Source organism: Streptomyces sp. NPDC058295, from assembly GCF_042880655.1.
In the GTDB taxonomy this organism is placed as follows: domain Bacteria; phylum Actinomycetota; class Actinomycetes; order Streptomycetales; family Streptomycetaceae; genus Streptomyces; species Streptomyces coriariae.
In genome coordinates, this window is sequence record NZ_JBHVYO010000022.1 from 105,986 (window position 1) to 130,906 (window position 24,921).

Annotated in this window: 16 protein-coding genes and 4 pseudogenes; 11 read left to right on the forward strand and 9 right to left on the reverse strand. The window is 71.6% G+C overall.

Annotation, left to right across the window (positions count from 1 at the left end; translation table 11 throughout):
* The first annotated feature begins 7 nt into the window (after positions 1 to 7).
* The 5 genes from ppdK (at position 8) to ACFVYS_RS23980 (ending at position 8,046) form a co-directional block, all read left to right on the forward strand.
* Positions 8 to 2,695, forward strand: coding sequence for a pyruvate, phosphate dikinase (ppdK, locus tag ACFVYS_RS23960; RefSeq protein WP_389505005.1), 2,688 nt, complete (start codon positions 8 to 10; stop codon positions 2,693 to 2,695).
* Between the two features lie 122 nt (positions 2,696 to 2,817).
* Complete coding sequence (locus ACFVYS_RS23965) at positions 2,818 to 3,690, forward strand: universal stress protein (RefSeq protein WP_389505007.1); 873 nt, start codon at positions 2,818 to 2,820, stop codon at positions 3,688 to 3,690.
* 212 nt (positions 3,691 to 3,902) lie between these two features.
* Positions 3,903 to 6,737: a cation-translocating P-type ATPase gene (locus ACFVYS_RS23970; protein ID WP_389505009.1), complete on the forward strand. Its 2,835-nt coding sequence runs from the start codon at positions 3,903 to 3,905 to the stop codon at positions 6,735 to 6,737.
* Positions 6,734 to 7,393, forward strand: coding sequence for a potassium channel family protein (locus ACFVYS_RS23975; protein WP_389505011.1), 660 nt, complete (start codon positions 6,734 to 6,736; stop codon positions 7,391 to 7,393). Before ACFVYS_RS23970 ends, ACFVYS_RS23975 begins: the two co-directional genes overlap by 4 nt.
* Positions 7,390 to 8,046: a potassium channel family protein gene (locus ACFVYS_RS23980; RefSeq protein WP_389505013.1), complete on the forward strand. Its 657-nt coding sequence runs from the start codon at positions 7,390 to 7,392 to the stop codon at positions 8,044 to 8,046. The genes ACFVYS_RS23975 and ACFVYS_RS23980 overlap by 4 nt, the downstream gene beginning before the upstream one ends.
* A gap of 138 nt (positions 8,047 to 8,184) precedes the next feature.
* On the opposite strand, the gene ACFVYS_RS23985 is transcribed toward ACFVYS_RS23980, so the two are convergent.
* Positions 8,185 to 9,705 (reverse strand): AAA family ATPase, encoded by a 1,521-nt coding sequence (locus ACFVYS_RS23985; protein ID WP_389505015.1) that lies wholly within the window; start codon positions 9,703 to 9,705, stop codon positions 8,185 to 8,187.
* Positions 9,698 to 10,567, reverse strand: a complete 870-nt coding sequence (locus ACFVYS_RS23990) for a universal stress protein (protein WP_389505017.1) — start codon at positions 10,565 to 10,567, stop codon at positions 9,698 to 9,700. The genes ACFVYS_RS23985 and ACFVYS_RS23990 overlap by 8 nt, the downstream gene beginning before the upstream one ends.
* 321 nt (positions 10,568 to 10,888) lie before the next feature.
* On the opposite strand from ACFVYS_RS23990, the gene ACFVYS_RS23995 reads away from it, so the two are divergent.
* The 5 genes and pseudogenes from ACFVYS_RS23995 to ACFVYS_RS24015 all read left to right on the forward strand — a co-directional run bounded on the left by ACFVYS_RS23995 (position 10,889) and on the right by ACFVYS_RS24015 (position 15,163).
* Complete coding sequence (locus ACFVYS_RS23995) at positions 10,889 to 11,494, forward strand: hypothetical protein (RefSeq protein ID WP_389505019.1); 606 nt, start codon at positions 10,889 to 10,891, stop codon at positions 11,492 to 11,494.
* Between the two features lie 52 nt (positions 11,495 to 11,546).
* Positions 11,547 to 12,605: pseudogene (locus tag ACFVYS_RS24000) on the forward strand (nicotinate phosphoribosyltransferase); the annotation flags it as partial.
* Positions 12,606 to 12,628: 23 nt separating this feature from the next.
* A pseudogene (locus ACFVYS_RS24005) lies at positions 12,629 to 13,394 on the forward strand (helix-turn-helix domain-containing protein).
* 152 nt (positions 13,395 to 13,546) lie between these two features.
* A pseudogene (locus ACFVYS_RS24010) lies at positions 13,547 to 13,743 on the forward strand (6-phosphofructokinase); the annotation flags it as partial.
* Positions 13,744 to 14,110: 367 nt separating this feature from the next.
* Positions 14,111 to 15,163 (forward strand): class I fructose-bisphosphate aldolase, encoded by a 1,053-nt coding sequence (locus tag ACFVYS_RS24015; RefSeq protein ID WP_389505021.1) that lies wholly within the window; start codon positions 14,111 to 14,113, stop codon positions 15,161 to 15,163.
* Positions 15,164 to 15,226: 63 nt separating this feature from the next.
* Here ACFVYS_RS24015 and ACFVYS_RS24020 read toward each other — a convergent pair whose 3' ends face one another.
* The 3 genes from ACFVYS_RS24020 to ACFVYS_RS24030 all read right to left on the reverse strand — a co-directional run bounded on the left by ACFVYS_RS24020 (position 15,227) and on the right by ACFVYS_RS24030 (position 17,563).
* A complete protein-coding gene (locus ACFVYS_RS24020) occupies positions 15,227 to 15,667 on the reverse strand; it encodes a pyridoxamine 5'-phosphate oxidase family protein (RefSeq protein ID WP_142267602.1) in 441 nt (146 codons plus the stop codon).
* A 131-nt stretch (positions 15,668 to 15,798) separates the two neighbouring features.
* A complete protein-coding gene (locus ACFVYS_RS24025) occupies positions 15,799 to 16,473 on the reverse strand; it encodes a pyridoxamine 5'-phosphate oxidase family protein (RefSeq protein ID WP_389505023.1) in 675 nt (224 codons plus the stop codon).
* A 16-nt stretch (positions 16,474 to 16,489) separates the two neighbouring features.
* Complete coding sequence (locus tag ACFVYS_RS24030; RefSeq protein ID WP_389505025.1) at positions 16,490 to 17,563, reverse strand: zinc-dependent alcohol dehydrogenase family protein; 1,074 nt, start codon at positions 17,561 to 17,563, stop codon at positions 16,490 to 16,492.
* 275 nt (positions 17,564 to 17,838) lie between these two features.
* Between ACFVYS_RS24030 and ACFVYS_RS24035 the strand changes: the two genes are divergently transcribed.
* Positions 17,839 to 18,213 (forward strand): STAS domain-containing protein, encoded by a 375-nt coding sequence (locus tag ACFVYS_RS24035; RefSeq protein WP_389505027.1) that lies wholly within the window; start codon positions 17,839 to 17,841, stop codon positions 18,211 to 18,213.
* Between the two features lie 179 nt (positions 18,214 to 18,392).
* Here ACFVYS_RS24035 and ACFVYS_RS24040 read toward each other — a convergent pair whose 3' ends face one another.
* The 4 genes and pseudogenes from ACFVYS_RS24040 to ACFVYS_RS24055 form a co-directional block, all read right to left on the reverse strand.
* Entirely contained in the window at positions 18,393 to 18,890 is a 498-nt protein-coding gene (locus ACFVYS_RS24040; RefSeq protein ID WP_389505029.1) for a flavodoxin domain-containing protein, read from the reverse strand.
* A 16-nt stretch (positions 18,891 to 18,906) separates the two neighbouring features.
* Positions 18,907 to 19,638: a CBS domain-containing protein gene (locus ACFVYS_RS24045; protein ID WP_389505031.1), complete on the reverse strand. Its 732-nt coding sequence runs from the start codon at positions 19,636 to 19,638 to the stop codon at positions 18,907 to 18,909.
* A 13-nt stretch (positions 19,639 to 19,651) separates the two neighbouring features.
* A pseudogene (locus ACFVYS_RS24050) lies at positions 19,652 to 22,350 on the reverse strand (GNAT family N-acetyltransferase).
* Positions 22,351 to 22,493: 143 nt separating this feature from the next.
* Positions 22,494 to 24,878: a phosphoketolase gene (locus ACFVYS_RS24055; RefSeq protein ID WP_389505033.1), complete on the reverse strand. Its 2,385-nt coding sequence runs from the start codon at positions 24,876 to 24,878 to the stop codon at positions 22,494 to 22,496.
* Between the last annotated feature and the right edge of the window lie 43 nt (positions 24,879 to 24,921).

Genomic DNA, 24,921 nt, shown 5'->3' on the forward strand with positions numbered 1-24,921 from the left:
CGGTGTCATGGTCCGTTACGTGTACGAGTTCACAGACGGCGGCCGTGACATGGCCGACCTGCTCGGCGGCAAGGGGGCCAACCTCGCCGAGATGACCCGGCTGGGCCTGCCGGTCCCGTCGGGCTTCACCGTGACCACCGAGGCGTGTCGGGCCTTCCTGACGAGCGGCGCGGAACCGGAGGGCATGCTGGAGGAGGTTTCCCGGCATCTCTCCGTCCTGGAGAAGTCCGCCGGACGCCTGCTGGGCCGGCGTGACGATCCGCTGCTGGTCTCCGTCCGGTCCGGAGCACGGTTCTCCATGCCCGGCATGATGGAGACCGTCCTGGACATCGGCCTCAACGACGAATCCGTCCTCGGACTGGCCAAGGCGTCTGGCAGCGACCGCTTCGCCTGGGACTCCTACCGTCGACTCGTCCAGATGTTCGGCAGCACGGTCATGGGGGTCGACTCGGCCCTGTTCGACGCGGCCATGACCCTGCTCAAGGAGACCCGCGAAGCCGCCGACGACCTGCACCTCGACGCGAACGACCTCGCCTGGCTCGTCGAGACGTACAAGCGGCTGATCCACGACGCGACGGGGCAGGAGTTCCCCCAGTCCCCCGCCGAGCAACTGCGCCTGGCGATCCTCGCGGTCTTCCGTTCCTGGAACGGCGAACGGGCCCGGCTGTACCGCCGGCGCGAGCACATCCCCGACGACCTGGGTACCGCCGTCACAGTGCAGCGCATGGTGTACGGCAACCGGGGCGCCGACTCCGGCAGCGGCGTCGCCTTCACCCGCGACCCCGCCACGGGGCGGCCCGGCCTCTACGGCGACTACCTCTCCAACGCCCAGGGCGAGGACGTCGTCGCCGGCATCCGCAACACCGTGCCGCTGGCCGATCTCGAGCGGCTGGACGCGGACTCGTACCGGCGGCTGCTCGACCACATGGGGACCCTGGAGCGCCACTACCGCGACCTCTGCGACATCGAGTTCACGATCGAGCGCGGCAAGCTGTGGATGCTCCAGACCCGGGTCGGCAAGCGGACCGCGGAAGCCGCGTTCGCCATCGCCGCCGAGCTGGTGGACGAAGGACAGATCACGCCGGAGGAAGCACTGGCCCGGGTCAGCGGGGACGGCCTCGCCCGGCTGATGTTCCCCCGCTTCGACACCGGCGTCACCGGCGACGCGCTCGCCCACGGGCTTCCGGCCTCCCCGGGTGCGGCGGTCGGCGCGGCGGTGTTCGACTCCGCCGAAGCCGTACGGCGTGCCGCGGCCGGCGAGAAGGTGGTGCTCGTCCGCCAGGAGACCACCCCGGACGACCTGCCCGGCATGGTGGCCGCCGAAGCCGTGCTGACCAGCCGGGGCGGCAAGACGAGCCACGCGGCCGTCGTCGCCCGCGGCATGGGCAAGGTGTGCGTCTGCGGCGCGGAGGAACTCACCGTGCACACTGAGGCCCGGCGGTTCACCACCCCCGACGGCACCGTCGTCGAGCAGGGCACGGTCATCTCGGTGGACGGCTCCGTCGGCGCCGTGTACGCGGGTGAAGTCCCGCTGGTCGCCTCCGCGGCCATGCGCTACCTGGAGACCGGCGAAGCGTCCGACGGCGTGGTGGCAGGGGTGGCCCGCGCCCTCCGGCACGCCGACTCCGTACGGCGGCTGGAGGTCCGGGCGAACGCCGACACCCCCGAGGACGCGGCCCGCGCCCGCCGCTTCGGTGCGCAGGGCATCGGCCTGTGCCGTACCGAGCACATGTTCCTCGGCGAGCGGCGCAAGCTGGTCGAGCGAATGATCCTGGCCCGCACCGACGCCGAACGCGACCGGGCGCTGGAGGCCCTTCTCCCGCTTCAGCGCCAGGACTTCGCCGGCATCCTGGAGGCCATGGACGGCCTGCCCGTGACCATCCGCCTGCTCGACCCGCCGCTGCACGAGTTCCTCCCCGACCACACCGAACTCGCCGTACGGATCGCCGCGGCCGAGGCCCGGGGCGGGCAACCGGACCCGCGCGACGTCGAGTTGCTCGACGCGGTGAACCGTATGCACGAGGAGAACCCGATGCTCGGCCTGCGGGGCGTGCGGCTGGGCCTGGTGGTGCCTGGACTGGTCGCCATGCAGGTACGGGCGATCGCCGAGGCGGTCGTGGCCCGGACGAGGGCCGGGGGCTCCCCCGAGGCGGAGATCATGGTGCCGCTGGTCGGCGCGGTCGAGGAACTCCGGCTCGCCCGCGAGGAGGTGGAGCGGGTGCTCGCCGAGGTCACCGCCGAGACGGGCGTGCCGCTGCACTGCCCCGTGGGCACCATGATCGAGCTGCCCCGGGCCGCACTCACCGCGGGCCGGATCGCCGAGGAGGCCGAGTTCTTCTCCTTCGGCACGAACGACCTGACGCAGACCACGTGGGGCTTCTCCCGCGACGACGTCGAGGCCGCGTTCTTCTCCGCTTACCTCGACAAGGGCATCTTCGCCACCTCTCCCTTCGAGACCCTCGACCGCGACGGAGTGGGCCGACTGGTCCGGATCGCGGTCGACGAGGGCCGCGCCGCACGCCCCGGTCTGAAGATCGGCGTCTGCGGCGAACACGGCGGCGACCCCGAGTCCGTGCACTTCTTCCATGCGGCGGGCCTGGACTACGTCTCCTGCTCCCCGTTCCGTGTTCCGGTGGCGCGGCTGGAGGCCGGCCGGGCCGCCCTGCCCGCGACGGAAGGGAGCGACAGTCGCTGACATGCTCGGGGGCGTGGGCCCCAGCGGGTGGGGCCAGCACCGTGACGTGGCGGCGCTCGACGGCAAGGGCGAGGCTGGAAGGAGAGTGGACCGGCAGGACGCGGAGATCAACTGGAGGTGCCATGGCCAGTGCGGACGGTCGTCGGCCGGTCGTGGTCGGTGTCGACCCCGATCCCTCGAAGCGGCTGGCCCTGGCCTGGGCCGCCGACGAAGCGGATCGGCGTGGGCTGCCGCTGCGGCTCGTCCACGCCCAGGGCATGCCGACCGGCGGATACCGGTCGGGGGAGGCACGGCCGTCCTGGGAGGAGTGGAACCGGGTGCTGCACGGAGCCGGCGACCGGATACTCGAGGGGGCGGTCGTCTTCGCCGAGTCCCGGCGGCCGACGGTGGAGGTGTCGACCTCGCTGGCGGAGGGAGAGCCGGCATGGGTGCTGCGCGAAGAGGCACGGAACGCCTCCCTGGTCGTGGTGGGCTCCGGGCATCTGAGCACCCGGCGTGAAATGTTCACCTCGGCGTCCGCGGCGCTCCCGCTCACCGCCCACGCTCCCTGCCCGGTCGTGGTGGTTCCGGAACCGGAGCACGTCACCGAGCAGCCCGCGTACTTCGTGGTCGGCGTCGACGGCAGCCCGCATTCCGCGGCGGCGGTGGACCTGGCGTTCGAGGAAGCGGCCCTGCGCGGAGCGGCCCTGAGGGCCCTGTACGCGTGGCATCCTCCGCTCCTCGGCGTCCTGGACGAGGACGCGGCACTGTTGGAGTGTCGCCGCGTGCTGTCCGAGACGGTCGCCGGTCGCACCTCGACGCACCCGGAGGTGGAACTGCACCACGAAGTCGTCCGCGGCCACCCGGTACAGGTCCTGACCGCCGTCTCGGAACACGCACTGGGGCTGGTCGTGGGAACCCGCGGGCGCGGAGGATTCACGGGCATGCTGCTGGGCTCGGTGAGCCAGGGAGTGCTGCACCACGCCCATTGCCCCGTCGTCACGGTCCCCGTGTGAGGGCCCGAACGGCCCTGCCTGTTGCCCCGGACGGCCCTGGTGGCAACGGTCGGCCCGGCACAGGATGACGAGGTGCCGCCGATCGACGGCGGCGAGTCGGCGGGACGGCAGCCGAACCCACTGGAGTCCGTGATGGAAGCCTCGTTCAAGGCCCTCCGCGCCATCCGACCGGTTGCGGCGGCTGCCCACACCTTGTCGCGGTACGGGCTCGGATGATGCGCACCCGTGCGGATCCGTCGGTGGCGGGCGGTGGGCAGGACAGGACATCCGGCAGCACGTCCGGCACCGGTCCGTCCCCCGATCCGATACCGCAGCTCACCGCCGGTGATGTCTTCTCCACGCTGACCACGTCACGACGTGGTCTGTCGGCGGCGCAGGCGCGGGCGAGGCTGGAGCGATACGGGACCAACGAACTGCCGCGTGTCCGCCGCCGCTCCGCATGGCGACAGTTGGGGGCGCAGTTCACCGACCTCTTCGCGGTGGTGCTCATCGTCGCGGCGTGCGTCACCTTCCTGGCGTACAGGCTTCAGGAGCCGCGTGACGTGGCCACCTTGCAGCTGGCGGTGGCGATCCTGGGCGTCGTCGTGCTGAACGCCGTCATCGGCTTCGCGCAGGAGTACTCGGCCGAGCGGACAGCACAGGCGCTGGAAGCGATGGTGCCCCACACCTGCCGGGTGCTGCGGGACGGCGAACGGCTGGAGGTGCCCGCCCGGGAGCTGGCGCCGGGTGACGTGGTGGTGCTGGAGGCCGGGGACGCGGTGCCGGCGGACTGCCGAGTGGTCGAGGCGCACGAGCTGACAGCGAACAACGCTCCGTTGACCGGCGAGAGCAACGCCGTGGTCCGTACGGCCGACCCGGTGGCCGCCGCCTCATTGCTGGAAGCTCGCAACTGCGTGTTCATGGGAACCGATGTCGTCGCCGGGTCCGGGCGGGCCGTGGTGTACGCCACCGGAGCGACGACCGAGTTCGGGCGGATCTACCGCCTGGCCGCTGCGGCCCCGAAGCAGAAGACCCCGCTCCAGCACCAGGTGGCGTCCATGGCGCGGCGGGTGGCGGGGGCGGCCCTGGCGATCGGCGCCCTGATGTTCGCCGTGCGGCTGCCCACCGGGGAATCCCTGGTGCCCGCGTTCGTGTTCGCGCTGGGGGTGATGGTGGCCATGGTGCCGGAAGGGCTGCCCGCCACCCTCTCGGTGTCGCTGGCGATCGGCGTGCGGCGAATGGCACGCCGTCATGCGCTGATCAAGCAGCTGCTGGCGGTCGAGGCGCTCGGGTCGACCACAGTGGTGTGCACCGACAAGACCGGGACGCTCACTCAGGCGGAGATGACCGTCACCCAGGTGTGGGCGGGGGGCACGCACGCGGTGAGCGGCGTGGGATACGCGCCGAACGGAGAGGTCTCCGAGCCGGCTGCGGTGCGCGAACTGCTGCGGGTGGCCGGTCTGTGCTGCAACGCCCGGCTGGTTCCGCCTGGAGGCCCCGGGGGCCGGGAGCACTGGCGGGTTCTCGGTGACACCACCGAGGGGGCGCTGCTCGTCGTGGCGGCCAAGGCGGGGCTCGATCCGGGCACGGAGGAGGAGACAGCACCTCGGGTGACCGAGTTCCCCTTCGACTCCACCCGCAAATTGATGACCACGGTGCACAAGCACGGCGCGGGCCACCAGGCGTGCGTCAAGGGGGCGCCCGTGGAGTTGCTGGCACGCTGCACCGACCTGGAATGGGATGGTCGCCGCGAGCCGCTGACCGAGCAGGACCGGGCAGCGGTCGTCGCGACGAGTGACGCGATGGCATCGCAGGGATTGCGGGTGCTGGCCGTCGCGCGACGGGGGCTGGCCGGGCCACGCCCCGCGCAGGACGAGGCCGAGTCAGGACTGACGCTCCTGGGACTGGTCGGCATGCTGGACCCGCCGCGTCCCGAGGTGACCGACGCGGTCGCCGCCTGTCGTCGGGCCGGCATCCGCATCGTCATGGTCACCGGCGACCATCCGCTGACCGGGGAGGCCGTGGCCCGCCGGGTCGGGATCGTACGGGGGCCGCATCCGGTCGTGGTGACGGGCGCCCGGCTCGACGCGATGGACGACGAGGCGCTCGACGCGCTGCTCGCCGAGTCTTCGTCGGAGCTGCTGCTGTGCCGGGTCAGCCCGGAGCACAAGATGCGCGTGGTCACCGCTTTCCAGCGGCGCGGTGAGGTGGTGGCGGTCACCGGGGACGGGGCGAACGACGCGCCGGCGCTCAAGCACGCCGACATCGGCGTGGCGATGGGGGCCTCGGGCACGGACGTGGCCCGGGAGGCGGCCTCGATGGTGCTCCTGGACGACTCGTTCGCGTCCATAGCCGCGGCGGTGCGGCTCGGCCGGACGGTCTACCGGAACATCCGCAAATTCCTCGTCTACCTCTTCAGCCACAACATCGGGGAGTTGGTCCCCATCCTGGCGGCGACCTTCGCCGGCTTCCCGCTGGTGCCCATCAGCGCCGTCCAGATCCTGGCGATCGACCTGGGCTCCGACGTGCTGCCCGCCCTGGCCCTGGGTGCCGAGCCACCCGAGCCCGACGTGATGGAGCGCCCGCCGCGCTCCCGCCGGGAACGGCTGTTCTCAGCCGGTGTGGTGGGGCGGATCCTGTTCCTCGGCGGCATCCAGGCGATCTGCGTCACCGCCGTCTTCTTCTGGCACATCGGGTCCTCGGGCATCCCGTTCGACGACTTCACCAAGGACACGCCCGTCTACCGGGAGGCGATCACCATGGTCCAGGCCGGGATCGTGCTCAGCCAGTTCTTCAACGCGCTCGCCGTGCGCACCGACCGGCAGAGCATCCTGAAGGTAGGACTGCTGTCCAACCCAGCCCTGCTGGCGGCGGGCGGCTTCGGCATCGCCCTCATGGCCGCCATCAGCTACGTGCCGCCGCTGCAGGACGTCTTCGACACCGCCCCGCTCGAAGCCGCCGACTGGGCGGTTTTGGCCGGGCTCGGCACCCTGCCCCTGCTCGCGGACGAGGTCCGCAAGTGGTGGCTGCGACGCCGTACCGACCCCCGGAAAGGAGTCTCACGGTGAAGGTGATCGTCGTCGGCTGCGGACGCGTGGGCGCCGCCCTCGCCGGTCTGCTCGCCACGGAAGGGCACGACGTGCAGGTCGTCGACCGGCGCCCCAAGGCGGCTCGGCGGCTGCCCGACAGCCCTCGCATCCGCTTCCACGAGGGCAACGGCTACAGCCGCGCCGTGCTCGAGGCCGCCGGTATCGAGCACGCGGACGCCTTCGTCGCCGTCACGTCCGGGGACAACAGCAACATCGTCAGCGCACGCACGGCAAAGGAGACCTACCGGGTGCCGAACGTCCTCGCCCGCATCTACGACCCTCGGCGCGCCGACATCTACCGCGAACTCGGCATTCCCACCATCGCCAGCGTCCGTTGGACCGTGCACCAGATCCACCAGATGCTGCTGCACCGCCACCTGAGCCCAGAACTCAGTTTCGGCAACGGGGAGACACTGCTGGTCCGCTCCGAGGTGCCGGACTACCTCATCGGCCGGCGGCTGGCCGAGTTCGATGTCGACGGCGAGGTCCGCGTCGTCGAGGTCACCCGCGGGGGCCGCTCCCTGATCCCCTCGCACGGCACGCCCGCGCAGGCGGGCGACCTGGTCACCTTCGCCGTCGCCGCGACCGCGCTGGGCAGGCTGCGCGGCTTTCTCGACAAGGAGCTGGGGACGTGAACGTCATCGTCGCCGGTGCCGGACGCCTCGGCACCCAGATCGCCCAGGTGCTCGCCGCCGCCCGCAACGAGGTCACTCTGATCGACGTCGACGACGACCGCGTGGCCGAACTGGAGGGCCGTGTTCCGGTGCGGCTGGTCGCCGGGGACGCGTGCGAACCGGCCCTGCTGGAAGACGCCGGCGCGCTGACCGCCGACCTCGTCGTCGCCACCACCGGGGACGACGAGGACAACCTCGTCATCAGTCTGCTCGCCAAGCGGCAGTTCTCGGTGTCCCGAGTGGCCGCCCGGATCAACGACGCCGACAACGCCTGGCTGTTCGACGAGCGCTGGGGAGTCGACGTCGCCGTGCCCTCCGCCACCCCGTTGATCTCCCTCATCGAGGAGGCCACCGGGGCCACCGACACGGTCGCCCTGCTGCGGCTCAGCAAGGCCGGAGTCGACGTCATCGAAACGGCCATCACACCGCAGTCCGGTGCCGCGGGCCGTGCTCTGGGCGAGGTCCGCCTGCCCGAGGGGACGGTCGTCGCCACCATCATCCGCGACGGCCGGCCCACTGTGCCCGATCCGGCGATCCGGCTCCGGCCCGGCGACGAACTCCTCCTCGTCTCGCACACCGCGACCGAGCAGGAGATCCACGCGGCCTTCCAGTGAACCGCGCCTGCGCGCCAACGGGCTCTCGGCCTCCTAGGGGAGCCGTACCCGCCGCCGACGCGGACTGTGTTCTCCGCGCCCTGCAGCCGTCGTCCTCGAAGTCCCAGCCGCGGTCCAGGACGACCTTGGGCGGCTCCTCTAGTCCGGCTCCATGTACGGGCGGCGGAAAACCGGTGCCTGATCGGCGCCCCATGGTCTTGCGGCAGCGAGTGCCCGGGAGACCGCGGACTCCAGAGACCCGCCGGTGTCGATCGCGACGGCTTCCGGCCACGGCGGTTCATCGGCCGCCATGGCGTAGGCGACACGGGCGTCGGCATCGGACGGGCCGGAAGCACGCGTGCTCAGCCGTGCCGCTGACACGTCGACCGGAACATCGCAGTGCAGAGCGACCAGGTCGGCGCTCGTGCGCTCGGCCATGCGGTGCGCCGCCGCGCGGTGTTCGGCCTCGGACCAGGTGGCGTCCAGGACGACCGACTCGCCGGACGAGAGCAGCGCGGCCGCACGGTCGAGCAGGGCGGCGTAGGTCCTGGCCGTCCATTCGGGTGTGTACAGTCCCTCGCCGTAGCCGGCCGCCGCCGAGTGCTCCGGGGGAATGCCCGCCAGCTCCTTGCGCATGCGGTCACTGCTGAGCAGGGTGACTCCCAGCCGGTCGGCCAGCGCACCGGAGAGGGTGGACTTCCCGCTCCCCGGCAGTCCGCCCACGACCGTCACGCCGACCGCCGAGGTACGCAGATGGCGCAAGGTCGTCGCGACCAGCCGTTGCGATGCCGCTTCCATGCCGGACGTCCCCTGACGGGCCTGGATCAGGGAGACCTTGGCGCGGACGAACGCGCGGTAGGCGACGTAGTGATGCCACAGGGACGGGGGCGCCGGGTCGCCGGAGTACTCGCTGTAGCGGGCGAGGAAGTACCCCGCCTCCGCCGGGGCGCCGAGCTGTTCCAGATCCATGGCGAGGAAGGCGGCGTCGTCGAGGCCGTCGACGTAGCGGAGGTGGTCGTCGAACTCCAGACAGTCCAGGACACGGGGACCGTCGTCGAGGCAGAAGACGTCGTCGGCGAGAAGGTCGCCGTGACCGTCGACCACCCGCCGCTGCTGGATACGGGAGTCGAACAACGACTCGCGACCTGCGAGATATCTACGCACCAGCCGTTCGGCCTCGGGCACCCCTTCGGGCGCGGAGCCATCGCCGGACAGCGCGCGGACCTGGGCGAAGCTCGCCTCCCACCGCGATGACAGAGCGTCCCGTGTGCCCTGTTCGTCCACGTCCCGGCCGCGGGGCGCCTCCGCATGCCACGCGGCCAGGCGCCGGGCGACGGCCCGGAGACTCTCGTCGACGTCGGCGCCTCCTCGTACCAGCCGGGACAGACGCCGGTCCGCCGGCATGCGGCGCATCACCACGAGCGGTTCCGGGGAATCGGCTCCAGGACCGGTCACTTCCCCCAGGCCCAGGTACACGTCCGGAGCGAAGCGGCGGTTGAGAGCGACCTCGCGTTCGCACGCCGCGAGGCGGGCCGTCCGCGTGCTGTAGTCGAGGAATCCCAGGTCCACCGGCTTCTTGACCTTGTAAACGCGGTCGCCGGCAAAGAACACGATCGCGGTGTGGGTCTCGCACACCTCCGCACGCCACGGCTCCGTCCCGTTGTGGTCCGGTTCAGTCATGGGGGACGACGGCGACGGGGCAGCGCCCGTGATGGAGGGCGGCGTGCGCGACGGAACCCAGGTGGGGTGCCACACCGTGTCGGTGCGCGCGCCGACCGACGACCAGCATCGCGGCGCCGTGGGCAGCCTGCACGACGGCCTTGGCCGGGCTCTCCAGACGGATGCTGTGGGCCACGTCCACCTGCGGGTACTTCTCGCGCCAGGGACGGAGCGCTTTGCTCAACTCCTTCTGTGCGTCCCGCGTCACCTCGTCGGTGACGTCGTGGTCGACGCCCCAGGGCATGCGCGCGTGGAACGGCACGCTTCGGCCGTGTACGGCCAGGAGGGGAACGTCCCTGACCGCGGCGCTGTGGAACGCGAAGTCGAGCAGGTAGTCGCTGGAACCGTGCAGTTGCAACGCGACGACCACGCGATGTCCGGGTGCGGGGTGTGCTACGTCCTGCGCGCTCTCCGCGCGGACGAGGACGACCGGCCGCTCGGCCCGCGCCACGACAGGCATGCTGACGTCGCCCATGAAATAGCTCTGGGCGGTGTCCAGCCCTCGAGACCCCAGCACGAGCATCTCGGACTCCGACGCCGCGTGGAGCAAGGCCTCCTGGGCGTCTTCGGCAACCAGGCTCCCGATGACGGACAGACCCGGGTGGCGCGCCTGCAATTCCGCCTGCGCGGTGTGGACGAGCCGCTTCGCCCAGTAGTTCTGGTCGACTTCGACGGGGGCGCCGGCCGGTTGCGGGGCCAGCAGCGGCCACGCGTGCAGCAGGCGCAGGGTGAGCTTGCGCTTCTCGGCCTCGTCGGCCGCCCATCTGGCGGCGGCAAGGCTCTCGGGTGAGCCGTCAAGGCCCACGGTGACAACTGGTTGCATGGCGGCGGCCTCCGACTCGTACGAAGCTGGATGTGCCGGTGAATGACGATGAACGAGCCCGATGGCGTGTCGTTCGGGCGGACGTCGCCGACATGCCGGGCGGGCTGCGTTCCTTCTTCGAGAGAACCCCATTCCCTCCCCGGGCGCATGTGGACCCGAGGGGGAGGGGTGCTGAAAGCGCCGATACGACCGCGGCCGCCGGAGACCGGCTCCGGGCCGGAAGTCGGTCACTCAGGGACCTTCGGCCCTGTGCCCGAGGCCCGTGCCGCCCGACGGTGGAACAAGGGGGCAGCGGACCAGCCACCTGCTGGAGGCCGAGTCATGAGCGCACAGGGACCGCCGTACACATCCGGTCCGCCCTCGCCGCGCGACGCACCCGCGCCGAAGGGCGCGAACCCGCTGAAGCGTACGTCGGACACGTTCGAACACTGGCTCCGTCGCGTCCTGATGGTCGTCCTCGTCCTAGGGCTGCCGACCGCCGCGATCAGCGCGGGTCTGACGGCCTACAAGGCGTCGATGAGCACCGTACGGGTCCAGCGGGCGGAGCGGCACGAGGTCACCGCCCGACTGACTGCGCGCGTCAAGAGCTACGACGACGGGGCGAAGAGAGCGGCGCAGGTCCGCTGGACCGACGGAGAGGGTGTCGCGCGCACGGGAGCGGCCCTCGTGAGGCCGGGAACGCCCGAGGGCGCCGCCGTGCGGGTGTGGGTGAACCGTGACGGAACCATCGTCGCTCCGCCGATGAGCACCCTCGACGCGACCACTTCTGGTTGGTTCGTGGGCGTTGTGGCGGCCTTCGGCGTGGCCGTCGGGACCTACGGGACATGGGCGGGCACGCGCCTGGTGCTGGACCGGAGAAGGTACGCGCGGTGGGACGCCGAGTGGGACCTGGTGGAGCCGCGATGGTCCGGACGCTTCCACCGGTGACAGGCGGTACACGGGCCGGGGAACGCAGGACGGAGGCCGAGGAGGTGCTCGGATGTCGGATGCGACGACCACCGATCTGTACGAAGTGACGATGGTCATGTCCTACCTGCAAAAGGGAATGACGGGCCCGGCGACGTTCAGCCTGTTCGTCCGTGACCTGCCTCCTGGGCGTGGCTTCCTGGTCGCGGCCGGGCTGGAGTCGGCCCTGGACTACTTGTCCCGCTTCCGTGTGGGCCCGGAGGACGTCGACGCCTTCGCCTCCGCTCTGCACCGGCCGCCACGAGATCTTCAGCCACTGCTCGGAACGGAGTTCACCGGCCGCGTGCGGGCGGTCCCGGAAGGGCGGGTCGTACTCGCGGGAGAACCCCTGCTCGAGGTGACGGCACCACTTCCGCAGGCGCAGTTGGTCGAAACGTACGTACTCAATCAACTCAGCCATCAGACGGCGATCCCTTCGAAGGCCGCTCGGTGTGTGCTCGCGGCGGCGGGACGTCCGGTCGTGGACTTCTCCCCACGGCGCACGCACGGTCCGCAGTCCGGGTTCCAGGCCGCACGCCTGTGCGCGCTGGTCGGCTTCGCCGGGACGAGCAACGTGGCGGCGGCCACGACTCTCGGTGTTCCCGCCGTCGGCACGATGGCGCACTCCTTCGTGGAGGCGTTCTCCCGCGAGGAGGACGCCTTCCGGGCCTTCGCGAGGTCCCATCCCGGGCCGGTGACCCTCCTGGTGAACACCTACGACACCGAGGGGGGCGTCCTCGTCGCGGCACGCGTCCTGCGGGACCTGGACCGCGGGCCCGGTTGCGCCGTACGGCTGGACAGCGGCGACCTCGGGGGCCTGGCGGTACGGGCGCGGGCCATCCTCGACGGGGCGGGCCTGACAGACGTGCGGATCGTCGCCAGCGGCGGTCTCGACGAGTACGCCCTGGACGACCTGGTCCGCTCCGTGGCACCCATCGACACCTTCGCCGTCGGCACCCGGGTTGGGGTGTCGGCCGACGCACCCTATCTGGACTCCGCGTACAAGCTGGTGAAGTACGACGGCAGACCGGTGATGAAGCTGTCGTCGGCCAAGGTGACGGCACCCGGTCCCAAGCAGGTGTTCCGCCGCCCGTCCGCTGGTCGGAGACCGACGAGGTGACGCTCGTGTTCCCTGGGTCCGACGCGCACATCCACCCGGTCGAGCACGCCCGGCATGAGACCGCCGGCGAGTCCGCTCGGCCGATGACGGACGAGGCGCGGGCCGCATCCGCGGGCAACCCGGGCGACATCGGCTGGCGCGTGGCCCTGGAGCGCAGGAGACAGAAACTCAGCCGGGAGGAGACGGCCCGCCGCGCCCGCATGGCGCCCGGCTACCTCGCCTACCTGGAGGAGCAGCCCTCCGACCCGAGCGTGGGGGCCCTCATCCGGCTGGCCGACGCACTGGGCCACCACCGTCGCCGCTCTGCGCGGAGGGGGAATCGATCTTCCGTCGGGCCGAGGCCGCGCCGTGCCGCACCCGCAGCTGCGAGACCTCAGCCGGGACGAATGCCGTGGACTGCTCTCCACGCACGGCGTGGGGCGCATCGCGGTGTCGGCGCCCGACGGCCGGCCGGCGGTCGTCCCGGTCAACTACGAGGTCGTCGACGACGCGGTCGTCTTCCGGACCGCACCCGACTCGTTGCCCGCAGCCGCCGTCGGAACCGAGGTCGCCTTCGAGGTCGACCACGTGGACGAGGCCCTGAGCCAGGGATGGAGCGTGCTCGCCGTCGGCCCCGCCGGCGTCATCACGGATCCCGACACCGTGCGCAGGCTCACCGAGCGTGCCCACACCATGCCCTGGCCGGGCGGTGAACGTGAGATGTGGGTGTCGATTCGGCCGACGAGTGTCACCGGCCGCAGGATCACGGCCGCCGATCGGTAGCCGGCCACCGATGGGTGTGCGGCGGCCGAGGTGATTCCCGGCGGTGTCACAGCCGGCCGACCGACTGCGCTGACGGAGGCGGGTCGCAGACCTGGTCGGCGTCGCTCAAGCTGGAGGGAGAGCCACCTGTACGCGAAAGCGTCCCGCGCCGCACACCGAGCGCCTTCGACCGGTGGCTGGCAACGCGCTTCGGGCTCCACGCCGTGGACGCTGTCAAGGACGGGGACTCGGCACCATGGTGGCCTTGCGCGGTACCCGGATCATCCGTATCCCGCTCTCCGAAACCAGGGCGACGACCAAGCGGGTGGATCCGTCGCTGTACGACGAGTTCGAGGTGTTTTTCGGCTGACCTCCGCGCAGTCGACCGGCGTGCGGTACGACCGCCACCGGGCAGCGGGTGTGGTGCGGTACGGCGTGAGCGACCGGCCCGAGTCGCACCTCGGCCGTCCGGGGACCGGTGCGGTGGCCCACCACCGGCGGCTGCTGCCCGAGACGGGTTCCCCGGCGAGGGCCGTTCGGCCTCGGTGCGGGGCCGAACGGCCCTGCCGAGCGTCCACGCAGCCCGCCATGGTGGACTGGGAACGCGCGACGAAGCCGAACGGGTCGTGATGCCTTCGGGCTCCCGCTCACGGTTCGCACGCGACACGCATCCGGTGGGTCCGTCGATGCACAGCAGACCGGCACGTGGCCTCCCGGTACACAGGAGAGGCGGAGCGATGACCGACATCCAGGGCCTGCTGGGCGACGAGGCCAAGGACCTGCTGACCCACACCGCCACGGGGATTCCCAGGGAAGACCTCGTACTGCCCGGTCATGACTTCGTCGACCGGGTCGTGGTCGCCACCGACCGCTCGCCCCGGGTGCTGCGCAACCTCCAGTCCCTCTTCGACCACGGCCGTCTGGCCGGCACCGGGTACGTGTCCGTACTGCCGGTCGACCAGGGCATCGAGCACTCCGCGGCATCGGCGTTCGCCGCGAACCCCCGCTACCTAGACCCCAAGAACATCGTCGAGCTCGCCGTCGAGGGAGGCTGCAACGCGGTCGCCAGCACGCTCGGGGTGCTCGGAGCCGTATCCCGGTGGTACGCGCACAAGATCCCCTTCATCGTGAAGCTGAATCACAACGAGCTGCTGACCTACCCGAACCACTACGACCAGATCATGTTCGGCAAAGTCGAGCAGTGCTTCGATCTCGGGGCCGCAGGCGTCGGCGCCACGGTCTACTTCGGTTCGGAACAGTCGGACCGTCAGTTGCGGGAAGCCAGCACGGCCTTCGCGCGGGCTCATGAACTGGGCATGTTCACCGTGCTGTGGTGCTATCTGCGCAACTCGGCCTTCAAGCAGGACGGCGTGGACTACTCGGTGTCGGCCGACCTCACCGGCCAGGCCAATCACCTCGGCGTGACCATCAAGGCCGACATCGTCAAGCAGAAGCAGCCGGAGAACAACGGCGGCTACCGCGCACTCGGCTTCGGCCGCACCGATCAGCGCCTGTACGGCACCCTCAGCACCGACCACCCCATCGATCTCACCCGCTGGCAGGTGGCCAACTGCTACATGGGCCGTGTCGGCCTGATCAACAGCGGCGGCGCCTCGGCCGGCCAGGGGGACCTCGCACAGGCCGTACGGACCGCGGTGATCAACAAACGGGCCGGCGGCACCGGCCTCATCACCGGCCGCAAGGCCTCCCAGCGGCCCACCGGCGAGGGCATCGAGCTCCTCCACGCCGTCCAGGACGTCTACCTCGACGAGAGCATCACCATCGCGTGAGTGAAATCCGGGGGGGAATGGGCGACCTCACGGTCGGTGAGGCACCGGCCCGGCCCTGAGTGCTCAAGAGCCGAGGTCCACTCCGTACAACGTGTGTCCGCCGACGAGTTCACGCCCCCGGACCAGCTCCGGGTCGATGCGGACGAAGACCTCCCGCGGCGCGGGCACCCAGGACCGCGGCCCCGCGCTCAGGAGCCGCGTGTGCTCGGCCGGGTCGGTGATCAGGGTGGCGGTGCCGGTGACCACGACGCTCCAGCCGGAGTGGGCGGCGGCGTCGACCGCGTCGGCCTCGAAGGCGACCACCGCACCGTCGATCGCACCCACCAGCTCCGACGTCGCGGAGGTGCGCAGCAGGATCGCGTCGTCGCCGTCCAGACAGAAGTTGACGGGCAGCACCGCGGGCAGCGCCTGCCGGGTGTGGACGATACGCCCCACGGGGACCGTGCCCAGCAAGCGTACGCACTCCTGTCGGTCGAGTTCGCGGAATCCGTCGTTGGCGTACATCTGCCTTCTCTTCTCTCGCACCTGATGACGCGCACCCGATGAGGGGGCGCGCCGCGGCGTCCAAGGTCGGACCGCGCGGCACGCCGTGACCAGGGGCCATCGGTCCCGGGCCGCCCTGAGAAGGGCCCGGTTCAGACCGTGATCCGGCGTCCGGTGACGGAGTACGGATCGATCCGCACCCACATGTCGCGCCGGCCGCCGGCCCACGGTGTGCTGTGCGCCCGTGCCGCGAGGCGGTTCGCTTCGTCGACGTCCGTCACCAGGCGCGCGTGTCCCCGCACCAGCACGCTCCAGCCCTGGCTGAACGCCGCGTCGATGCGGTCGATCTCGAAGGCCACCGAGCAGCCGGCCGCCAGCGCCGGCGTCGCACCGCGGGCGGTCCTGAAGACGATCGTGCCGTCGATGACGCTGTAGTTGACGGGGACGATCACCGGCCCGGATGCCGTGGGCACCGCGAGCCTTCCCACACCGTGGGTCGAGAGCAGGTCACCGCACTCGGTCCTGCTCAGCTCGGTGAATTCGGGATCATGCCCGGCCTGTCCGGGTCCGGGGGGCGAATCGGCGTCGCCTCCGGTGAGCGCCGAGAGCGTGGTCTCCAGAGCAGCCGCCAGTTTGAGCAGGGCGGCTCGGCTCGGGGCGGCGTCGGAATGCTGCTCCAGGTGCCGCAGATAGCCGGGGTCCATGTCCGCCCGTGCGGCCGTCTCCTCGTGTGTGAGTCCGAGTTGGAGTCGGCGTGCGGCGAGTCGGCGGCCCAGGTCACCCGAAGGGAGGCTCTCCGTCGCACTCATGTGTGTCTGTTCGGCCATGGCTCGTCACGTCCTCTCATCGGGCCGCCGGGATGGCGATCTCCTCGTGCGGCTGTTCGCCGAGCACCACCTTGAGCGCGCCGGTGTCGGCGGCCCGGGCGAAGACGTCGTACGCCTCCTCCATGCGGTCCAGCGGGAAGCTGTGGGTGACCAGCTGTGCGGTGGGCAGCCGGCCGGCGGCGGCCATGCGCAGCAGGGTCGGGGTGGAGTGCGTGTCCACCAGGCCCGTGGTGATCGTGACGTTCTTGATCCACAGGTCTTCCAGGTGGAGCGTGGCGGGCTTGCCGTGGACTCCGATGTTGGCCACGTGGCCGCCGGGGCGCACCATCCGCGTGCAGAGCTCGAAGCTCTCCGGCACGCCGACGGCCTCGATGACGACGTCGGCGCCGAGCCCGTCGGTGAGGTCGGCGATCAGCTGCTCGGGGTCCTCGCGCGCGTCGGCCACGGCGTCGGCGCCGAGCCGCCGGGCCGCTTCCAGCCGGGACGCGGCCAGGTCGACGGCGATGATCCGCTCGGGCGCGAACAGTCGCGCCGTGGTGATCGCCGCGAGGCCGATGGGGCCCGCTCCGACGACGGCGACGGTGTCGCCCGGGCGTACGTGGCCGTTCAGTACGCCCACCTCGTACGACGTCGGGAAGATGTCCGCCAGCAGGACGGCGTCCTTGCTCTCCACCGCGGTGGGCAGGGCGTGCACGGACAGGTCCGCGTAGGGGACGCGGACGTACTCGGCCTGGGTGCCGTCGATCAGGTGGCCGAGGATCCAGCCCCCGCCGCCCCGGCACTGGCCGTAGGCGCTTTCGCGACAGAAGCGGCAGCGCCCGCAGGCAGTGATACAGGAGACCAGCACGCGGTCGCCCGGCCGGACGGTCCGGACGTCGCCGCCGACCTCCACGATCTCGCCGACGGCCTCATGCCCCAGGACGGTGCCCGGGCGCACCTCGGTGACGTCGCCCTTGAGGATGTGCAGGTCCGTGCCGCAGATGGTGACGGCGTCGACCCGCACGATGGCGTCGGTGGGCTCCTTGACGGCCGGGTCCGGGACGTCCTGCCACGCGGACTGCCCTGGACCGTGGAAGACAAAGCCTTTCATGACCTTCCTCACCCTCGTCGGTCGGTGCGGAGCCGGGGGGCGATGGTGGTCGCCGTCCCCTGCGGACCCGGCGTCGACTTCAGCGCCGGGGTTGCCCCACAGGTCCAGCCTGTCCGGTGGTGAGGAGCGGCGCTTGGGCCGTCCGGCCCCCATGGCCTGCCGAACGGGTCCACCAGCGGTCGGCGGCCCGCAGGATCGGCGCAGTCCTGTCGGCCCCACGCAACAGGGCCCGAACGGCCCTTCCCCTCACCCTGTCGGACGACTTTGCTGATCCCATGGCCGAAAACCACACGAGGTCAGCGCCGTACCAAGCGGATCCCCGTGCCGCAGGCGCGACCGTCGTGGCACTGCACGGTGAGATAGACCTGCTGGCCGTACAGCCGCTCAGGGCGCGCCTGGACGCGCTCAGTGCCGGCCCGCACCCCGATCTGGTGATCGACCTGCGCGCCGTGTCCTTCATCGACTGCGCCGGACTGAGCATCCTGTGCCGAACGCGCAACCGTGTCACAGCGCGACGGGGTCGGCTGCGGCTGATCGCCGACAGGTCCTCCTTCCTCCGGGTACTTCGATCCACCGGGCTCTCCGGCGTCTTCGACATTCGGCCCGAGATGCCGGATTCCTCGGGTGCCCTCGTACCGCTGCCGGGCTGAAGGCCTCCGTCTGCCGGCGCGTCGGGGCCGAACGGCCCCCATGCGGCCCCGGTTCGGCCCATCCCTCGGCACGAACCCCGCAGGCACGGAACGGGACGGCATCACTCACGCGCTGTTACGGCGAGCGACCTGTCCCGTTGCCGTGGTGCCGGCGCGGCCCGGCGACTTGCATCACGCTCCTACGCCCGCGTCAGCTCGCGGGCCACGCCCGCTGCCCATGTCTCGATCGCGTCGAAGTTCCGGAAGTCGCCGCCCTTGCCGGAGCGGAGGATCATCCCTGCCACACGCCCCTTCGCGCCCTCCTCGAGGCAGCCACCGAAGGTGACGTGCTCCTGGACGGAAAGGCGTGTCATCGCCCGCCTCACACCGCGCACGGGCGGGATGTCCCGTTCCGATGCCGATGCGTCCAGCGGGCCACTGCTGAAGAACCAGACCGGTCGCTCCGCGAGGAGATGGCGGTGGCGGCGGACGAAGCGGCGCGCGTCCTTCTGCCAGCGCCCGGCGTACAGCCCGCCGCCGACCACCACGGCGTCGTACGACGCCACGCTCGTCACGGCGCCTGCCGGCAGTGCGTCGACCGTCAGCCCGTCCTTGCGCAGTACCCCGGCGACCGCTTCGGCGATCTGCGCTGTCGACCCGTTCGTGGATCCGTAGGTGACCAGCACGGTGTCGGTCATGGCGGTGCGCCTCCTCTCACAGCCGGCCCGGCCGGTCGTCGGCCGCGCCGTGCGGCGCCTGCGCCTCGGCGCGCAGGGTCGCGTCGTCCAGTCGGTAGGTGAGGTGGTCGACCACGTCGACGACGCCGACCGTGCGTCGGGTCATGGCGAGGGCGATCTCCGTCTCGGTCTCGCGTTCCATGTGTCCCGTGAGAGTGACGACGCCGGCGGTGACGGTGACGTCGACGCTTCTGGGCGGAAGCCACAGCGCGCGTATCAGTACCTCCTCGATCACCTCGTCCCGGATCTCTGCGTCCGGCCGCTGGAAGCCCCGGAGCAGGTCGCGCCGGGTGACGATGCCGACGAGCCGCCCCTGCTCCTCCACGACGGGAAGTCTCTCCACCCGACGCCGGGTCATGGTCCGGGCTGCCTCGGCGATGGTGTCGTCGGCGTGGACGATGACGGGCGGTTCGGTCATGAGCCGGCCGGCTGTGCGGGCGTTCGCCCTCGCGGCCAGCCGCCTGGCGCCGGGCATCAGCACGTGGAACGCGGTGCGGCGCTGTGGCTCGTAGGGGTCGGGGGCGGCCGCCTGGTGCAGCATCAGGTCCGTTTCGGACAGGACGCCGATGACCTTGTCCTGTTCGTCCACCACCGGCAGTCCGCTGATTCGGTGGTCCGCGCGCCGGCGCGCCACCTCCTTGAACGGTGTGGCGTACTCGGCGCGGACGACATTCGTGGTCATCACGGAGCCGACCTTGTCGTGCCTCATGGCCGGTTCCTCCTCAGCGCAGTCGGCGCAGGTAGGGGTCCTGGGGGCGGCGCGGCAGTAGGCGCACCCGCGCGTCGAGCACGGTGACACCGCCGGGCGCCGCCAGAACCGGGTTGAAGTCGACCTTGGCGAGCTGCGGAAGGTCGGAAGCCATCCGGTGACAACCGCTGGGGCAGCTGTTCCAGCTCCTCCAGGTCGACGGGGGCGCTTCCGTTCGCGCCCAGCAGCAGCGGGGCACAGCGTGGCGAGGTGATCAGTTCGTGCACGTCGCGGTCGGTGAGCGGGGCGAGGCGGGCCGCGTGATCGGCGAGCACCTCCGTCGCGGTACCGCCTAGCCCGAACAGGACGAGCGGGCCGAAGACCTCGTCCTGGACGACGCCCGCGAACAGCTCTGTGCCGCGCGCGGCGAGCGGCTGTAGGACCACTCCGGTCATCAGTCCGTCGAAGCGGGTCGCCAGGTCACGGAAGGCCGCTCGCACCTGGGAGTCGCCGCGCAGGTCGAGGTGGACGGCGTGCTGTGCGCTCTTGTGGACGAGTCCGGGCCACTGGGCCTTCATGACCACCCGGCCGTCGAGTCCGTGCAGCCGCTCGGCGGCCAGGACGGCCTCGTCCTCGGTCTCGGCCCATGCCCAGGGGATCTGCGGAATGCAGTAGCAGGCGAGCAGGTCGGCGCAGGCGCGGGGATCGAGCCAGCCGCCGTCGGGTGTCAGCGCGAGGTACTCCTCGACGACCGTTCGGGCCCGCACGGTCTCGACGTCGTCGAGGACCGGGACCACACCGGCGGGCCTGGCCAGCCAGGCGGCCCGGTCGGCGGCGCGGGCGAGGGCACGGGCCGCGGCCTGCGGTTCGGCGTAGGAGGGGATCGTGCCGCCGTCGGCGGCGGGCAGCAGCCTGGTGGACCGGTCCTGCTCCAGGCGTACGGCGAGCACGGGCATCGCCCGCCGGCCGGGAGCGGCGGTGACGGCCCGCACCAGGTCGTCACCGGTGGCCACCGCGACCGCCGTCGGGACGAGGGCCACGACGACGGCGTCGATACCGGCGCACCGGGTCAGACGGTCGACGCATTCGGTCAGCTGCTGCTCGGACACGGCGGCGGTGGCGTCGACAGGGTTGCCGATGGCGGCGCCGTCCGGCAGCACGCCGAGCAGTTCCTCGACCATGGCGGGGGTGAACGGGGGAAGGGCCAGCTCCGCCTCCACGCAGGCGTCGGCTGCCAGCACTCCCGCGCCGCCCGCGTTGGTGACGATCGCGACGCGGGTGCCTTCCGGCAGCGGCTGGGAGTGCAGCAGGGCCGCGGTTTCGAGGAGCTCGCCGACCGAGCGGGTCGCGGTGATGCCCGCCTGGGTGAACAGCGCGCCGCGGGTCATGGTGCGGGTGGCGGCGGCAGCGGTGTGCGAGGCGGCCGCGCGGCGCCCCGCGTCCGTGCGTCCGGTGTCGACGGTGAGCACCGGGATGCGACGCGTGACGCGGCGGGCGGTCCGGGAGAAGGCGCGCGGGTTGCCGAAGGACTCCAGGTGCAGCAGGGCGAGGTCGGTGCGGCCGTCGCTCTCCCACCACTGCAGCAGATCGTTGCCGCTGACGTCTAACTTGTCGCCGAGCGAGACGAAGGACGAGACTCCGATGCCCAGCCGGGAGAGCCCGTCGAGCAGGGCGATGCCGACGCCTCCGGACTGCACGGCGACACCGGCCGTCCCGGGTCGGGGGTGTTCGGCGGCGAAGGTGGCGTCGAGGTTCAGCTCGGGGTCCGTGTTGGCGACGCCGAGGCAGTTGGGTCCGACGAGCCGCATGCCGTAGGTGCGGCAGGCGTCCAGCAGGGACCGCGCCTGGGTGTGGTCAAGTCCGGCGGTGACGACGATGAGCGCACGCACCCCGGCCCGGCCGCACTCGTCGGCGACGGCCGGGACCGCGCCGGCCGGCACGGCCACGATCACGAGGTCGGGGGTCTTGGGCAGAGCCGCGACGGACGGGTGGGACGGCACACCGAGCACCGAGGTGACGCGGGGGTTCACGGCGAAGAGCCGCCGGGGGCGATCCTCCACCATCTGCACCAGGGCAGCTTCACCCTTCACGGCCGACGCGCTGAGCGAGAACCACGAGGTGCTCCGTCTCTTCGCCGACCTCGGCCTGCGCACCTCCCGCCGCTTCGAGGGACCGGAGGTGCGCTGCACCGTCCACCTCGACCAGGACGACACCTACCTGTCGGCCGTCGAGGCCAGGGGCCGCGCCGCCGAGGCCCACCGATCCCGGCGTGCGTCCGGCACCGACGACGGCGACGGCGTCCGGGCGCAGCAACGGCAGGAGGCTGGCCACGTAGGTGGTGATGCCCTCGGCGTGCGCCGCCGAGACCAGGTGCTCGACGAGCAGGGTGCCCACGCCCCGGTGGTGCAGACCGTCGGCGACGGCGATGGAGACCTCCGCGTCGTCCTTCTCCCCGGCGGTGTCGTACTCGGCGAGGCCGATCACCCGGCCGTCCGCCTCGGCCAGCAGGGCCCGGTAGCCCGGGCGGGTCGGGGCGCAGGCCCGGTCGGCGGCCATGGCGGCCGACCGTCGGCTCGCCGAGAAGAACCGCAGGCGGAGGTTGTCCGCCGACATCTCCTCGTAGAACCCTTGCAGCTGGCCGTGGTCACTCGGCCGCACGGGCCGTATGCACACGGTGGTGCCGTCGGCGAGCAGGGCGTGGACCGTGGGCCGGTCGATCAGGTCGTCCGTCATCGCAGGTCTCCTCCATGGCTCTCGACACTTCGATCGTCCGGCAGACCGGAGGGCGGTCCCATGGGCTGTCCGGGGCGGAACGGGGGGCCGATCGGCCCCCCGTTCCGCTGATGGTCCCGGGGCGGTCGGCGTCGTCAGGCCCGTCAGGCCGTCCAGGTCCAGTCGGCGACCTCGGGCAGGTCGGTGCCGTGCTCCCGGATCCAGGCCTGGTGACGGGTGCGGGCGTCGGCCATCCGCTGGCGTACCGCGGCGGCCCGCACGGCGAGGCCGGGGACGCGGTCGATGACGTCCATGACGAGGCGGTAGCGGTCGAGGTCGTTGCGGACGACCATGTCGAACGGCGTCGTCGTCGTGCCGGACTCCTTGTAGCCGCGCACGTGAAGGTTCCTGTGCCCGGTGCGGCGGTAGGCGAGGCGGTGGATCAGCCACGGGTACCCGTGGTAGGCGAAGATCACCGGCTTGTCGGTGGTGAACAGTCCGTCGTACTCGAAGTCGCTCATCCCGTGCGGGTGTTCCTCGCGCGGGAGGAGCCGGGTCATGTCGACGACGTTGACCACGCGCACGGCCAGGTCGGGCAGATGCCGGCGGAGCAGCTGCGCGGCGGCCAGCACCTCCAGGGTGGGCACGTCGCCCGCACAGGCGAGGACCACGTCGGGTTCGCGGGCGCCGTTGTCGGTGCCGGCCCACTCCCAGATGCCGGCCCCGCGGGCGCAGTGGGCCCGGGCGGCGTCCATGGAGAGCCAGTCGAAGCAGGGCTGCTTGCCCGCCACGATGACGTTGACGTAGTCGCGGCTGCGCAGGGCGTGGTCCGCGACCGACAGGAGCGTGTTGGCGTCCGGCGGGAGGTAGACGCGGACGACCTCGGGGCTCTTGTTGAGGACGTGGTCGACGAAGCCGGGGTCCTGGTGCGAGAAGCCGTTGTGGTCCTGGCGCCAGACGTGCGAGGTGAGCAGGTAGTTGAGGGAGGCGATCGGGGCGCGCCAGGGCAGCTCCCTCGACGTCTTGAGCCACTTGATGTGCTGGTTGACCATCGAGTCGACGATGTGCACGAACGCCTCGTAGCAGGAGAACAGGCCGTGCCGGCCGGTCAGCAGATAGCCCTCCAGCCAGCCCTGGCAGGTGTGTTCGGAGAGGATCTCCATCACCCGGCCGTGGTGCTCGAGGTGCTCGTCGACCGGCAGGTGTTCGGCCTGCCACGCCTTTCCGCTGACGTCGAAGACGGCCTGAAGCCGGTTGGACGCGGTCTCGTCCGGGCCGACGAGACGGAAGTCCCGTCGCTCACCGGTGTCCTTCATCACCCGGGCGAGGAGGTCGCCGAGAACGCGGGTCGGTTCGTGCAGGGTGGTGCCCGGCTTGTCGACGGGTACGGCGAAGTCGTCGAGCGGGGGGACGGGCAGGTCGCGCACGAGCAGGCCGCCGTTGGCGTGCGGCGTGGCGCCGAGCCGCTGGGCGCCGTCCGGGACACAGGCGAGGACGTCGGCGGTGGGACGGCCGTCGGGCCCGAAGAGTTCCCGGGGCCGGTACGAGCGCAGCCACGCCTCCAGCTGCCGCAGGTGCTCCGGATTCTCACGGACCCCGGACAGAGGCACCTGGTGGGCGCGCCAGGTGCCCTCGACGGGTTCGCCGTCCACCACGGCCGGTCCCGTCCAGCCCTTCGGGGTGCGCAGCACGATCATGGGCCAGTGCACGCGCTCGGTGACACCGTCCTCGCGGGCGGTGCGCTGCATGACGGCGATGCGGTCGAGTGCGTCGTCCATCGCCGCGGCCATGGCCCGGTGGACCTTGGCGGGGTCGTCGCCGGTGACGTGGATCGGGTCGTGGCCGTAGCCGCGCAGCAGCTCGTCGAGTTCGGCCTCCGGGATGCGGGAGAGCACGGTCGGGTTGGCGATCTTGTAGCCGTTGAGGTGCAGGATGGGCAGGACCGCTCCGTCGTGGACGGGGTCGAGGAACTTGTTGGAGTGCCAGGCGGCGGCCAGCGGCCCGGTCTCCGCCTCGCCGTCGCCGATCACGCAGGCGACGAGGAGGTCCGGGTTGTCGAAGGCTGCGCCGTAGGCGTGGGCCAGCGAGTAGCCGAGCTCGCCGCCCTCGTGGATCGAACCGGGGGTCTCCGGGGCGACATGGCTGGGCACGCCACCAGGGAACGAGAACTGGCGGAACAGCCGGGCCATGCCGTCCTCGTCGCGCGTCACGTCCGGGTAGGTCTCGGTGTAGCTGCCCTCCAGCCAGGAGTTGGCGAGGATCGAGGGACCGCCGTGGCCCGGACCCCATACGCACAGCGCGTCGAGCCCTCGGGCCTTGATCACCCGGTTGAGGTGTGTGTGGACGAGGTTGAGACCGGGCGAGGTGCCCCAGTGCCCGAGCAGCCGCGGCTTGATGTGCTCGGGTCGCAGCGGCTCCCGCAGCAGCGGGTTCGCCATCAGGTAGATCTGTCCGGCGGCCAGGTAGTTGGCGGCGCGCCAGTGTGCGTCCAGAGTGCGCAGCTCTTCGTCGGTGGGTGCGGTGGCGTCCTGGTGCCGGACGGTGGACATGGTGACTCCGAAGGCGTCGAGTGGTCGGTCGGGTCGCTGGGCG